The organism is Actinomyces succiniciruminis (assembly GCF_900002405.1).
GTDB lineage: Bacteria > Actinomycetota > Actinomycetes > Actinomycetales > Actinomycetaceae > Actinomyces > Actinomyces succiniciruminis.
This window is the reverse complement of sequence record NZ_LK995543.1, coordinates 1-12,376: the sequence shown is the minus strand read 5'-3', so window position 1 is coordinate 12,376 and position 12,376 is coordinate 1. Positions and strand designations below refer to the sequence as shown.

Sequence of the window (12,376 nt, the reverse complement as noted above, 5' to 3'; positions counted from 1 at the left end):
CCGGCTCCTCCACACGGGCTCTGCTCGGCCTGGTCGGGCCGCCTCCGCCCGCCACGCGCGTGGTCGCCATCGGCGCCCCGACCGCCGCGGCCGCGCGCGCTGCCGGACTGCGCGTGGACGCGGTGGCGGCCCGCCCGACCCCGGAGGCGATCCGCGACGCCTTAACCACGACGCTGCCGGATCCACCACACTGAAATCACATCCTCCACCACTCGCCCGCATGCCTGAGGAGGCTGCTGCAATGACCCAGACAACATCCACCTTGCCCCTGCCCGACCCGCGCAACCCCGCCACATCCCCGGCCGCCGACCTGCTCACCTCGCGCGGCGTGCCCGCACCCGCCATCCCGACCGTCCGCCCCCGGCGCCTGCGGAGCACGCCGGCCCTGCGCGGGCTGGTGGCCGAGACCCGCATCGCCCCGGCCCAGCTGATCCTGCCGGCCTTCGTACGCGAGGACATCGGTGAGCCCACCCCGATCGGCGCCATGCCCGGCGTCGTCCAGCACACGCTGGACTCGATCCGGCGGGAGGCCGCCGCCTGCGCCAAGGCGGGCGTGGGCGCCATCGACCTGTTCGGGGTGCCCGCCACGCGCGACGCGACCGGCTCACAGGCGTGGGCCGAGGACGGCATCCTCAACCGGGCGGTGGCCGCGGTGCGCGCGGAGGTCGGGGACGCGCTGGTGGTGTGCGCCGACACCTGCCTGGACGAGTTCACCTCCCACGGCCACTGCGGTCTGGTGCGGCCCGACGGGGACCCCCGCGCCGGTGAGATCGACAACGACTCCACGCTCGCCCTCTACCAGGCGATGGCCGTCTCCCAGGCGGAGGCCGGGGCACACATGGTCTCCCCCTCCGGCATGATGGACGGGCAGGTGGCGGCGATCCGCGCCGCCCTGGACGCAACCGGGCATGACGACGTCACCATCCTGGCCTACTCGGCCAAGTACGCCTCCGCCTACTTCGGGCCGTTCCGGGAGGCGGTCGGCTCCACCCTCAAGGGTGATCGGCGCACCTACCAGCAGGATCCCGCCAACCGCCGCGAGGGGCTGCGGGAGGTGCTGCTGGATGTGGAGCAGGGCGCCGACGTGGTGATGGTCAAGCCGGCCGGCCCCTACCTGGACGTGCTGGCGGACGTGGCCGCGGCCAGCCCGGTGCCGGTGGCCGCCTACCAGGTCAGCGGCGAGTACGTGATGGTGGAGGCGGCCGCCGCCAACGGCTGGATCGACCGCGAGCGCGTCATCATGGAGTCGCTGCTGGGGATCGTGCGCGCCGGCGCGGACTGCGTGCTGACCTACTGGGCGCGCGAGGTGGCCGAGCGACTGCACGCGCAGCGGTGAAAGTGTCCGAGAACCGCATTCACAAGGCCGTAGGCTGCCGCCAGGCAACCGACCTAGACCGCAACCAGCTCAGGAGCCCATATGCCGTCATCCACCAATGCCGACCTGTTCGCCGCCGCCCGCGCCGTGATCCCCGGCGGCGTGGACTCCCCGGTGCGCGCCTTCGGCTCGGTAGGCGGCACGCCCGCCTTCATCACCAGCGCCCACGGCGCGCGCGTTACTGACGCCGAGGGGCGCGAGTACGTGGACCTGGTCGGTTCCTGGGGGCCGGCGCTGCTCGGCCACGCCCATCCGGAGGTGGTGGCGGCGGTGCAGGCGGCTGCCGCCCGGGGACTGTCCTTCGGGGCGCCCACCGCCGCGGAGACCGAGTTGGCCGAGGCGGTGCGGCGCCGGGTGCCGCCGGTGGAGCGGCTGCGGCTGGTATCCACCGGCACCGAGGCGACCATGACCGCGGTGCGGCTGGCACGCGGCGCCACGGGCCGCGACCTGGTGGTGAAGTTCGCCGGCTGCTACCACGGTCACAGCGACGGTCTGCTGTCGGCGGCCGGCTCGGGCGTGGCCACGGGCGGGCTTCCGGGTTCTGCCGGAGTGCCGGAGGCGGTGGCCGCGCAAACACTGGTCCTGCCGTACAACGACGTGGACGCCCTGGAGGCGTGCTTCGCCGCCCGCGGGGAGGAGATCGCCGCGGTCATCACCGAGCCGGCGCCGGCGAATATGGGCGTGGTTCCGCCCGCGCCCGGCTTCAACGCGGTCATCCGCCGGGTGACGGCGGAGCACGGCGCCCTGATGATCGCCGACGAGGTGCTCTCCGGCTTCCGGGTGGGTCCGGCGGGATTCTGGGGCCTGGAGGCCGTCGACGGCTGGGAGGCGGAGGTGGCCGATCCGGGTGCTCGCACGCAGCCCTCCCCCTCCTGGCCCGGCGGCCCGGACGGGAACGACGCCAACTGGCGCGAGCGGGCGGCCTGGGTGCCGGACCTGTTCACCTTCGGGAAGGTGATCGGGGGCGGCATGCCGCTGGCGGCCGTGGGCGGCCGCGCCGACGTGATGGAGCTGCTGGCGCCGCTCGGTCCCGTCTATCAGGCGGGCACGCTCTCCGGCAATCCGCTGGCGACGGCCGCCGGCCTGGCCACACTCGCCCTGGCCGATGATGGCGTGTACTCCACGGTCGCGCACCGCGCCCGCGAGCTCGGGGCGATCGTCGGCGCCGCCCTGGAGGATGAGGGGGTGCCGCACCGGGTGCAGTACTCCGGCTCGCTGTTCTCCGTCATGTTCGGCCCCGCGGCCGCCGCGGAGGGCGTGCGCGACTATGACGCCGCCCGCGCCCAGGAGACGTGGCGCTTCGCCCCGTTCTTCCACGCCTTCCTCGACGCCGGGGTGGCGCTGCCGCCGAGCGTGTTCGAGGCCTGGTTCGTCTCCGCCGCGCACGGCGACGCCGAGGTCGAGCGCATCGCGGCGGCGGCACCGGCGGCAGCCCGGGCGGCGGCCGCCGCGCGGCCCAACTAAAGCCAGTTGGACCGCTATTCCCCCGGTGGACCCCTATTCCCCCGATGGACCGCGGTAGCCGCCGGCTACAGGGGTCCAACCGCGTGTGGGCGGTCCAATCGCGCCTAAGGGGTCCACCGAGCTGCCAGAACCGGGGTGGCATCGGGATGGTCCCGGATACCGGAATCGTTCCGGGGCGGGCAGGCTGACAACATGACACAGCAGCGTCCGACCGATCCCTACGGCCACGAACCGTACTTCTCTCAGCGCACCGAGTCGTGGCGCTCGCGGCTGCCGCGGCGGTCCTACCGGCGCCTGGTGGCGGGCGTGTGCGGAGGCCTTGCCGAGTACTGGGGCGTGAGCCCCACGCTGGTGCGGCTGGCGACGTTGGCCCTGGCGGTGCTGCCGGGCCCGATGTGGGTCGTCTACGTAACCGCCTGGGTGCTCATGCCCGGCCCCTACGAGTGCTGAGCCCCGCTCCCGCCCCGGCCGGCGAGCGCGGTCTCGTAGGCGGCGACGTCGACGTCGGCGAAGGCGCAGATGACGATCCGCAACTCGGATTCGGGGTGGGCGCGCAGCCAGTCATCGAGGGTGTCGAGCACGAGCGGTGCGGCCTCGTCCTTGGGGTAGCCGAAGACACCGGTGGACACCGAGCACAGGCCCACGGAGTCCAGGCCGGCGTCGTCCACGGCGTCCAACACGCTCCGGTAGCAGGAGGCCAGCAGGGCGCGGTCGGCGTCGGTGGGGCGGCCGCCGTCGACGATCGGGCCGACGGTGTGAGCCACGTGCGCGGCGGGCAGGTGGTAGCCGGCGGTGAGCAGCGCGCGGCCGGTCTCCTCCGGGCGACCGTCGCGGGCGTCCATGTAGGCGGCGCATTCGGCGCGCAGGCCGGGCCCGGCGACGGCGTGGATCACGTTGTCGATGCAGGTGTGCCCGGGGACGAAGCAGCCCAGCAGCTGCGCGTTGGCGGCGTTGACGATCGCGCCGGCGCGCAGGGTGGTCAGGTCGCCGCGCCACAGGGCGACGTGCTCGCCGAGCCTGCCGGTCACCCCGTGAGTGGCGGCCAGGATGGGCAGGGTCAGGGCGTCGGGGGCACCGGCGTCGTGCACGCGCTGGGCGGCCTCGGCGGCGAGCATCTCGTCCAGGTCCTCCCGGACGTCGTCGTCGGGGATCTCGCGGGGCGGGCGGATGGTGAGCAGCCCGTCCAGCAGCCGCCGCAGCTCCACGGGCGGGAGCTCGGCGAGGGCGGCGGGCGGCGGGAATGCGGCGACGTCGCCGGCCTGGACGGCCTCGGTGGCGAAGTGCCGGGTGAGGCGTTGCAGGCGGGCGACGTCGGCGGTTGGGGCGTGCGGCATGCGCTCAGGTTAGGCGCGGCGCCGCGCGATTGGCGGTGGCTCGCGCCGCAGCCCGGATCAGTTGGCGGAGTAGTTCTGAGCGGACAGGAACCAGCTCTGCTGCTCCAGGCGCTGGGTGTAGTCCTCCAGGATGCCGGAGGAGGAGGGGTCGGCCTCGTCGACGGCGTCGTGGATGTCACGCAGGGTGGTGACCACGGCGTTGATGGCGGACACGATGTAGTCCACGGCGTCGGCGGTGATGACGGCTCCCTCGGGCGCCTCCGGGACGGTGGTCTGCGAGGCGACGGTGCCGGGGCGGCCGTCGGGGAAGGCGTTGATGGCGCGCATGCGCTCGGCGAGCTCGTCGGAGCCCTCGCGGGCGATGTCGACAACCTCGTCCAGGTTCAGGTGCAGGTCGCGGAAGTTGGGACCGACCAGGTTCCAGTGGACCTGCTTGCCGACGAGGCTGAGCGCGGTGATGTCCACCAGGGCGCGCTGCAGGTCGGCGGCGAGGGACTCGGAGGCGGTGAAGGCGGGGATGACGGCTGGGTTCTTGACTTGGTGCTTGCTCATGGCTTGAAGTTTACAATCACGATAGTTCGAACGGTAGGGCTTATCGCTCGTGAGGAAACCTGAGCGGATCCGCAATGCCCAGAGCGTTGAAAAACCGCCCGACGACGCGGCTCGAGGCGACGTCGTCGGGCGGTTGTACAGCGGCATTCCAGGCGGTTTCAATCCGCCGGAGGCAGCGCGCACCCGGGCGGCTGCCCGGGGCTTCGTGCGGCGCCGGTCAGGCCTCGGCAGGGGCGGCGGCCTCCTCCTCGGCGATCTTGCGCTTGATCTCGTCCATGTCCAGTTCGCGGACCTGGGTGATCAGCGAGTCGAGCGCGGAGGCGGGCAGGGCGCCGGGCTCGCGGTAGACGAGCACGTCGTCGCGGAAGACCATCAGCGTGGGGATCGAGGAGATGCCCAGGGCGCCGGCGAGATCACGTTCGGCGTCGGTGTCGACCTTGGCGAAGGTGATGTCCGGGTTGTTCTCCGCGGCCTTCTCGAATACCGGCGCGAAGCGGCGGCACGGGCCGCACCAGGAGGCCCAGAAGTCGACGAGGGTGATGCCCTCGCCGCGTACGATCTGGTTGAACTCTGCGCCGGTGATGTCTTTGGGGGCCATGAGGCTTCCTTCCGAGTTCTTAGGTGGCTGGTGGTGTTGTCCGCCGAGCACGCGGTCGTGCGATCGTGCGGCTGTGCGGACGACTGCGGTCCAGCCGTCCCCCGGCGGCGCATCCCGCACCGCCGGCGCCTGGGACAACCGTCCTAGATGCCGAGGTATTCCGACGGCGTGGCCATCCCACCCGAGTGCGCTCCCTCACCGAGGTCGGCGGAAGTTACGTACCGAGGTCGGTGGAGGTGGCGAGGGGCGAGCTACTCTCTCTCGAGTCACCTAGGGACCACCCGGGCGGGGCAGCGATCCGGTCGACAGGCCTGATTCGGAAGTCACGGCGCATCATCAAACAGTTCCGCGCCCCTTAGCGCTGACACGACCAGGTTGGAGTGCGGAAGCCTCCCGCCCTCACTCACGGCTTGGAGCCAGCTGTCGCTGTCCATGACCGTCGCCCAGTTCGAGTGCAGCAACGTCATCAGCGCCTCATGAAGAGTTCCGGCATCGATACTCCCCACGTCATTGGAGATGTGGATTGCGCCGGTGGCGTCCGACAACACCTCCGTCGCAAATCCGAGCGCCTCCCCCTCCACCGCGGAGGCGAGTATGCAGTTATTGCTCTGGTAGCCCACCAAGGTCACTGTGTCGATAGCGAGTTCCCGCAACCATTCCGCCAGCCCCGTACCCGCATAGATCGAGGCATGTCGTTTCTCCAGGTCCTTCCAAGAAGACAGCCTCCGGGCTTCAACGCACTCATGGAGCCGATGCCCCGGACGGGCCGGGTCGAAGACCGGCGCGCCCGGAACTGCCATATGCCGCACACAGACCACCGGGATGTCGGCGTCATTGGCCCCATCGACGACCCGGAGGATTTGCGGCAACGACCTCGTTGGATCGGGACGCCGTATCTTCAGCGGACCGTTGAAGTACTCGTTTTGTACGTCCACGAGGATGAGGGCGCGGCGAGGTGCGATCTCCATGGTTTCTCCTTGGTCGGTACCGATGTCTCGACATACCGGGTCGGTCCCGGCCGCACCATCGTCGAGCTCTAGCTCACCCGAGCCAAGTGGCGCCTTTGCCACGCTACGATGGATTCGCGCCACCTGGGGTCCGCCAGTCTCCCTTCCGGAAAGGAGCCGAATGCGGGTAGCCATTTACGCCTTCGATGGGGTCTCCATGTTCCACCTCGCGTCACCGCAAATGGTGTTCGGTACGGTGTCGCGCTTGGGACTCGCCGATTGGCGTCCCCTCCTGTTCACGGACGCCTCAGGGCCGGTTCGTACGCTGGAGGGTTATGACCTCGGAGGTCTCTCCGATCCGAATTGCGCTGCAGAGGCCGACGTTGTCGTCATCCCCTCGTGGTACGACGACGGACGCCCCTCCGGAGCCGGCGTCGTCAAAATGCTGCGACAGGCACACGCCCGCGGAGCCACAATCCTCGGCCTGTGCCTGGGGGCATTCCCCGTAGCCGAAGCCGGTCTGCTCGACGGACGGCGTGCAGTCACACACTGGCGTGCCATGAGCGAATTCACGCGACTGCACCCGACCGTCATAGTGGATGAAGCAGCGCTGTATGTGGATAACGGCGACGTGCTCACGTCAGCGGGCACTGCTTCGGCGATCGACGCTTGCCTGCACTTCGTACGTTCCCGCCTCGGCGCGCAGGCCGCGAACAGCGTGGCACGCACGATGGTGGTTGCCCCGCACCGTGAGGGAGGGCAGGCGCAGTACATCGAGCGGCCACTTCCCAGTGATCCCGGGGATGACACCGTCGCCCGACTCATGGAGTGGGTCACCGCCCACCTAGACGAGGAGCTATCGGTCCAGCGCTTGGCCGAAGTCGCACACATGAGTGCCCGCACTCTCATCCGACGGTTCCGCACCGCGACGGGGACCACGCCCGCGGCCTGGGTGAGGTCTCGCAGAGTCGACGCTGTCCGGGATCTACTGGAGGTTAGCTCGCTGCCAATTGAACGTGTGGCAGAGGAGTGCGGGTTCGGCAGCGTCGTCACGATGCGTCAGGCCTTCAACCAGGTGACCGGAACCAGTCCGTCCGTCTACCGCCGCAACTTCCGCACAGACTAGGTTGACCCGTCCGCCTCATAAGCTCGAGATCGTTTTACGCCACTTTGGCGTTGCAGACCGGCGTAACCGAGTGTCCGCGCCTCGCCCTTCTCGGCGACGTCGGAAACACGAAGGCGCCTCCCCGGAGCCGCCCAGGCCGGCTACCTAGCGTCGCATCGACGAACGCTAGTTCCGACAATGCCAGGAGGCACGATGTCCACCACTACCTACCGCCCCTACGAGCCCCGGCACGCCGAGGGGGTCATGGCGATTGTCCTCGACGCCTTCAACATCCGCTGTTATGCCCCTCGCCCGTACCTCGAGCGCTCCGCCGCGGAGGTGTTCCTGTCCGAATGCCTGCTCGCCTCCACCTACGCGCAGGTCGCCGTCGCCACCGACCACGCTCAGGGCGACGGCGACGAGGCGTCCGGCACCGAGCGGGTCATGGGCGTGATCATGGGCCGTGTCGAGGACGAGCCCCCGCTTCCGGCCCAACCGCTCGTTCACGCCCACAGGCTCGCCGGGATGGCCTGGTTGGCGACGGCGGGAATGCCGCAGTGGGACACACTCACGCAGGCATTCGGTTTCGACTATCGCCGCGCCGAACTGCGGCAGGACGTGCTGATGGGCAGATGCGCTGCCCTCACCGACGAGATCACTCTGCTCGCGGTGCATCCCGCCTGTCGGGGACGCGGGATCGGCACCCGGCTGTACGACGGTTTCATGGAGCACCTGCGCGCCCACGGCCGCAAGGACTTCTTCCTGTACACGGACTCGCTTTGCGGCTACGAGTTCTGCGAACGGCAGGCCCTGACGCGCGCCGCAACCCGGGAGCTGCGGCTGGACGTGCCCGGGCTGCCGGAGAACGTTGAGGTGTACCTGTACGCCGACGAGGTGCCGGAAGCCGAACCAGCTTCCGCGTGAGTGGCAGGAGGCCGCCCGACAATGGACGCCGCAACCACTTCAACCGACCTCGGCACGTAAGATCTACCGACCTCGGCGCAGTTCCACGGCGACCAGTTCGGCGAGCTGGACGGCGTTGAGGGCGGCGCCCTTGCGCAGGTTGTCACCCACCGCGAACAGCGCGATGCCGTGGCCGTCGTCCCAGGCGCCGTCGGCGCGCACCCGACCCACGAAGGTGCCGTCGCGGCCGGCGGACTTCAGCGGGCTGGGCACGTCGTCGTAGGTGACGCCGGGGGCCGCGCGCAGCAACTCGATGGCACGCTCGGGGGCGAGGGGACGCTCGAACTCGGCGCTCACGCACACGCCGTGCCCGGCGAACACCGGGATGCGCACGCAGGTGCCGGATACGCGCAGGTCCGGGATCCCCAGGATCTTGCGGGACTCGTTGCGCAGCTTCTGCTCCTCGTCGGTCTCCCCGGAGCCGTCGCCGGCGTCGTTCCCGGCCCAGGCGACGGCGTTGAAGGCGATGGTGTCCACGTACACGTTCGGGTCGGGAAAGCTGACGGCCCGCCCATCCAGGGCGAGGCCCTCGATGTCCTGCCCCTGCTCGACGGCGGCGCGCACCTGCCCGGCCAGCTCCGCCACCCCGGCGCGCCCGGAGCCGGACACGGCCTGATAGGTGGAGGCGACCAGGCGCCGGAGCCCGGCCTCCTCGTGCAGCACCTTCAGGGCCGGCATGATGGCCATGGTGGTGCAGTTGGGATTGGCGATGATGCCCTTGGGGCGGTCGGCCAGCGCCTCCGGGTTGACCTCGGCGACCACCAGCGGCACGTCGGGGTCGCGGCGCCAGGCGGAGGAGTTATCCACCACGACGGCGCCGGCGGCGGCGAAGCGGGGCGCATACTCGCGCGAGGCGGCCCCGCCGGCTGAGAAGATGGCCACGTCGATGCCGGTCAGGTCCGCGGTGGCCACGTCCTCCACCTCGATGCGGGCGCCCCGGAACTCCAGCATGCTCCCGGCGGAACGGGCGGAGGAGAACAGGCGCAGGCTGCGGGCGGGGAAGTCGCGCTGGGCGAGCATGGTGAGCATGACCCGGCCGACCTGCCCGGTGGCGCCGACGACGGCGACGGCGATGCCGTCCTCCGGGCCTACATACTGGCCCGCGGGACCCACGTACTCACCCGCACCCGCTTGAGCGGCCTGGCGGTTCTGGTTGCTGGGGTTGCTCATCGTCCGGTACCTCCGTAGACGACCGCCTCGGCGGCCTCGGCGTCGAGGCCGAATGCGGAGTGGACGGCGCGCACGGCCTCGTCGAGTACGGCGTCGTCCACCACCACCGAGATGCGGATCTCGGAGGTGGAAATCATGTCGATGTTGATCCCGGCATCGCTCAGGGCGCCGAAGAGCTTGGCGGACACGCCCGGGTGGGAGCGCATGCCGGCGCCGACCAGGGAGAGCTTGCCGATGTTGGGGTTGAAGTGCAGGGATTTGAAGCCGAGCTCGTCCTGGGCGGCCTCCAGGGCGGCGCGGGCCGCCGCAGAGTCCCCGTCGGGGCAGGTGAAGGAGATGTTGGTCAGGCCGGTGCCCTCCGCGGACACGTCCTGCACGATCATGTCGATGTTGGTGTCGGCGCGGGCCACGATCTCGAAGATGCGGGCGGCGGCGCCGGGGATGTCGGGCACGCCGACCAGGGTGATCTTGTCCTGGCTGCGGTCGTGGGCGATACCGGAAATGACGGGGGCTTCCACGTGATCCTCCTGGGCGGACGGGTGCGGGCGGGCCTGGGCGCGGGCGTTGACGGCCTTGGTGTGGGCGGCACCCACGGAGGCGCCGTCGGGCGGCAGGGCACCATCGGGTGCGACGACGCGCCCAGTGACGGCATCAACGGCGGGTGCCCGAGTGGGTCGACCGGGCACCGAGGCGGCAGGAACCGAAGCGGGCGGTGCCGAGGCATCGGCGGGGACACCGGAGGCGAGCGCGGGCGTGGGGGCGGAGGGGGCGTCGTAGTCGGCCCCGGGCAGGAGGGGCGGGATGAAGGCGCCCTCGCGGCGGCCGTCGTAGATCCAGGTGCCGGTCTTGTCGGAGAAGGAGGAGCGCACGTGCAGGGGCACGCCGAAGCGGCGGGCGTACTCCACCGCGCGCAGGTGCAGGATCTTGGCGCCGTTGGCGGCCATCTCCAGGGTCTCCTCGCTGGAGAGCGCCTCGATGCGGCGGGCGGTGGGGACGATGCGCGGGTCGGCGGTGAACAGGCCGTCGACGTCGGTGTAGATCTCGCAGACGTCCGCGTTCAGGGCGGCGGCGAGGGCGACGGCGGTGGTGTCGGAGCCGCCGCGCCCCAGGGTGGTGACGTCCTCCACCTCGTTAATGCCCTGGAAGCCGGCTACGACGGCGACCGCCCCCATCTGAATGGCGCGGGCGATGCGCTCGGGAAGGACGCCGACGATGCTGGCGCGCCCGTACTTGGAGTCGGTGAGCACGCCGGCCTGGGCGCCGGTGTAGGCGCGCGCGGGCACGCCCAACTCGCCGATGGCCATGGCCAGCAGCGCCATGGAGATGCGTTCGCCGGCGGACAGGAGGATGTCCATCTCGCGGGCGGGCGGCTTGGCGGAGATGGCGTCGGCCATGTCCAGCAGGTCGTCGGTGGTGTCACCCATGGCGGAGACGACCACCACCACGGTGTTGCCCGCCTTGCGGGTGGCGACGACGCGCCTGGCGACGCGGCGGATCGCCTCGACGTCGCTGACGGATGAGCCTCCGTATTTCTGCACGACCAGTGCCATGTGGGGGTTCCTGCCGTTGTGCTGCCGGTTGGTCGTTGCCGACACCGATTCGGCGGGCGCCCGCGCGGGGCGTCCCGGCGTCCTCGGCGTGGCGTCTGGCCCAAGCATACGGTCCGTGTGTTACGGCGGGTTACGGCGACCACCAGGTGGGCGCGGGGCCGGTGGCGTGGGCGGGCTCCCGACTCAGCTCTCCTCGTCGATCCGGCGGCGTCCCTCGAAGGCGCGCCCGAGGGTGACCTCGTCCGCGTACTCCAGGTCGCTGCCGACGGGCAGGCCGGAGGCGAGCCGCGAGACGGGCACGTCCATGGTGCGCAGCATGCGCGTCAGGTAGGCGGCGGTCGCCTCGCCGACCACGTCCGGGTCGGTGGCGAGGATGACCTCCTCCACGGAGCCGTCCCCCACCCGGGCGAACAGCTCGCGGATGCGCAGGTCGTCCGGGCCGACCCCGTTGATCGGGTCGATGGCACCGCCGAGCACGTGGTACAGGCCCCGGTATTCGCGGGTGCGCTCGATGGCGACCACGTCCTTGGGCTCCTCCACCACGCAGATGACCCGCCGGTCGCGGCGCGGGTCACGGCAGATGGCGCACTGCTCCTCCTCGGCGACGTTTCCGCAGGTGACGCAGAAGTGCACGCGGGACTTGACGGCCCGCAGTGCCTCCACCAGCCGCTCGACGCTCTCGGCGTCCGCGGACAGGATGTGGAAGGCGAGCCGCTGGGCGGATTTGGGGCCAATGCCGGGCAGTTCGCCGAACTGGTCGACGAGGTCCTGAAGTGCGCCTTCGTAGGCTGCGGGCAAGGTCAGTGTCCTTCCTGGGTCACGGTGACTTCCTCCAGGACGGTGGCGCCCAGGAGGCGTTTGACGACTTCCAGCCCGACGACGCCGGCCTCCTCGGCGTCCTCGTCGTCCTCGCTGGGCAGGTCGTCCTCAAGGGCGGGGTGCGCGGGAGTCGAAGCTCCGCCGTTGTGGTTGCGGGCCCCGCCGCGGGCGGCCGCTCTGGCGGCGGCCTGGGCGGCGGACAGCCGCGATGGCCCGGGCTGTGGACCGAGGTCCTCCGGACCATCGGGGTCGCCGGGCTCCTCGGGCAGGGGCACACCATCGGAGAAGGTCTGAGCCGGGGCGTCCCAGGCGACTGGTGCCAGCCGGTGCGGCCGCGCCGGGTCCGGGTCTACGGCACCCACGGGGTCCGGCGCGGACGGCGTGCTGGGGCTCGAGTCCGGCTCGGGCGAGCCGGGCGACTCCGGCACGGGGGACGACGCCGGCTTGGGCACCTCCGGCAGCGGACGCAGCCGGTGGACGGTCGCGAGCGGGGCGGCAT

The 12,376-nt window shown here is 71.1% G+C and carries 14 protein-coding genes; 6 read left to right on the top strand and 8 right to left on the bottom strand.

The annotated features are described in order from the left end of the window. From BN1056_RS14440 to BN1056_RS14425, 4 genes are all read left to right on the top strand, one after another. Nucleotides 1-194 (top strand): uroporphyrinogen-III synthase (locus BN1056_RS14440; RefSeq protein ID WP_210582414.1); only part of this gene is annotated, 194 nt, incomplete at its 5' end. A 47-nt stretch (nucleotides 195-241) separates the two neighbouring features. Then, on the top strand, nucleotides 242-1,336 hold the full coding sequence (gene hemB, locus BN1056_RS14435) for a porphobilinogen synthase (RefSeq protein ID WP_210582412.1): 1,095 nt from the start codon (nucleotides 242-244) through the stop codon (nucleotides 1,334-1,336). Between the two features lie 81 nt (nucleotides 1,337-1,417). Beyond that, nucleotides 1,418-2,839, top strand: a complete 1,422-nt coding sequence (gene hemL / locus BN1056_RS14430) for a glutamate-1-semialdehyde 2,1-aminomutase (RefSeq protein WP_210582410.1) — start codon at nucleotides 1,418-1,420, stop codon at nucleotides 2,837-2,839. Nucleotides 2,840-3,031: 192 nt separating this feature from the next. Next, nucleotides 3,032-3,289, top strand: coding sequence for a PspC domain-containing protein (locus BN1056_RS14425; RefSeq protein ID WP_210582408.1), 258 nt, complete (start codon nucleotides 3,032-3,034; stop codon nucleotides 3,287-3,289). On the opposite strand, the gene BN1056_RS14420 is transcribed toward BN1056_RS14425, so the two are convergent. The 4 genes from BN1056_RS14420 to BN1056_RS14405 all read right to left on the bottom strand — a co-directional run bounded on the left by BN1056_RS14420 (nucleotide 3,277) and on the right by BN1056_RS14405 (nucleotide 6,291). Next, the gene (locus BN1056_RS14420) at nucleotides 3,277-4,173 is read right to left on the bottom strand and encodes a macro domain-containing protein (protein WP_210582406.1); all 897 of its coding nucleotides are present in this window, start codon (nucleotides 4,171-4,173) and stop codon (nucleotides 3,277-3,279) included. The genes BN1056_RS14425 and BN1056_RS14420 overlap by 13 nt on opposite strands. Before the next feature lie 57 nt (nucleotides 4,174-4,230). Further along, on the bottom strand, nucleotides 4,231-4,725 hold the full coding sequence (locus BN1056_RS14415) for a Dps family protein (RefSeq protein ID WP_073333842.1): 495 nt from the start codon (nucleotides 4,723-4,725) through the stop codon (nucleotides 4,231-4,233). Nucleotides 4,726-4,942: 217 nt separating this feature from the next. Further along, a complete protein-coding gene (gene trxA, locus BN1056_RS14410; protein WP_210582404.1) occupies nucleotides 4,943-5,323 on the bottom strand; it encodes a thioredoxin in 381 nt (126 codons plus the stop codon). Between the two features lie 323 nt (nucleotides 5,324-5,646). Further along, nucleotides 5,647-6,291, bottom strand: a complete 645-nt coding sequence (locus tag BN1056_RS14405) for an isochorismatase family protein (RefSeq protein WP_210582402.1) — start codon at nucleotides 6,289-6,291, stop codon at nucleotides 5,647-5,649. 160 nt (nucleotides 6,292-6,451) lie between these two features. On the opposite strand from BN1056_RS14405, the gene BN1056_RS14400 reads away from it, so the two are divergent. Together BN1056_RS14400 and BN1056_RS14395 are read left to right on the top strand one after the other, a co-directional pair. Further along, complete coding sequence (locus BN1056_RS14400) at nucleotides 6,452-7,396, top strand: GlxA family transcriptional regulator (RefSeq protein WP_210582400.1); 945 nt, start codon at nucleotides 6,452-6,454, stop codon at nucleotides 7,394-7,396. Nucleotides 7,397-7,588: 192 nt separating this feature from the next. Further along, nucleotides 7,589-8,299 (top strand): GNAT family N-acetyltransferase, encoded by a 711-nt coding sequence (locus tag BN1056_RS14395; RefSeq protein ID WP_210582398.1) that lies wholly within the window; start codon nucleotides 7,589-7,591, stop codon nucleotides 8,297-8,299. A gap of 63 nt (nucleotides 8,300-8,362) precedes the next feature. On the opposite strand, the gene BN1056_RS14390 is transcribed toward BN1056_RS14395, so the two are convergent. The 4 genes from BN1056_RS14390 to BN1056_RS14375 form a co-directional block, all read right to left on the bottom strand. Further along, nucleotides 8,363-9,508, bottom strand: a complete 1,146-nt coding sequence (locus BN1056_RS14390) for an aspartate-semialdehyde dehydrogenase (protein WP_210582396.1) — start codon at nucleotides 9,506-9,508, stop codon at nucleotides 8,363-8,365. Then, on the bottom strand, nucleotides 9,505-11,058 hold the full coding sequence (locus BN1056_RS14385) for an aspartate kinase (protein ID WP_210582394.1): 1,554 nt from the start codon (nucleotides 11,056-11,058) through the stop codon (nucleotides 9,505-9,507). Before BN1056_RS14385 ends, BN1056_RS14390 begins: the two co-directional genes overlap by 4 nt. 183 nt (nucleotides 11,059-11,241) lie before the next feature. Continuing rightward, nucleotides 11,242-11,856, bottom strand: coding sequence for a recombination mediator RecR (gene recR, locus BN1056_RS14380; RefSeq protein WP_073333801.1), 615 nt, complete (start codon nucleotides 11,854-11,856; stop codon nucleotides 11,242-11,244). A gap of 2 nt (nucleotides 11,857-11,858) precedes the next feature. After that, the coding region (locus BN1056_RS14375; protein WP_210582416.1) for a hypothetical protein at nucleotides 11,859-12,376 on the bottom strand (518 nt) is incomplete at its 5' end.

What these genes read in the sequence shown, in the direction of transcription:
- hemB (WP_210582412.1), top strand. Translation starts at nt 242, where the DNA reads ATGACCCAGACAACATCCACCTTGCCCCTGCCCGACCCGCGCAACCCC.
- hemL (WP_210582410.1), top strand. Translation starts at nt 1,418, where the DNA reads ATGCCGTCATCCACCAATGCCGACCTGTTCGCCGCCGCCCGCGCCGTG.
- BN1056_RS14425 (WP_210582408.1), top strand. Translation starts at nt 3,032, where the DNA reads ATGACACAGCAGCGTCCGACCGATCCCTACGGCCACGAACCGTACTTC.
- BN1056_RS14420 (WP_210582406.1), bottom strand. Translation starts at nt 4,173, where the DNA reads ATGCCGCACGCCCCAACCGCCGACGTCGCCCGCCTGCAACGCCTCACC.
- BN1056_RS14415 (WP_073333842.1), bottom strand. Translation starts at nt 4,725, where the DNA reads ATGAGCAAGCACCAAGTCAAGAACCCAGCCGTCATCCCCGCCTTCACC.
- trxA (WP_210582404.1), bottom strand. Translation starts at nt 5,323, where the DNA reads ATGGCCCCCAAAGACATCACCGGCGCAGAGTTCAACCAGATCGTACGC.
- BN1056_RS14405 (WP_210582402.1), bottom strand. Translation starts at nt 6,291, where the DNA reads ATGGAGATCGCACCTCGCCGCGCCCTCATCCTCGTGGACGTACAAAAC.
- BN1056_RS14400 (WP_210582400.1), top strand. Translation starts at nt 6,452, where the DNA reads ATGCGGGTAGCCATTTACGCCTTCGATGGGGTCTCCATGTTCCACCTC.
- BN1056_RS14395 (WP_210582398.1), top strand. Translation starts at nt 7,589, where the DNA reads ATGTCCACCACTACCTACCGCCCCTACGAGCCCCGGCACGCCGAGGGG.
- BN1056_RS14390 (WP_210582396.1), bottom strand. Translation starts at nt 9,508, where the DNA reads ATGAGCAACCCCAGCAACCAGAACCGCCAGGCCGCTCAAGCGGGTGCG.
- BN1056_RS14385 (WP_210582394.1), bottom strand. Translation starts at nt 11,058, where the DNA reads ATGGCACTGGTCGTGCAGAAATACGGAGGCTCATCCGTCAGCGACGTC.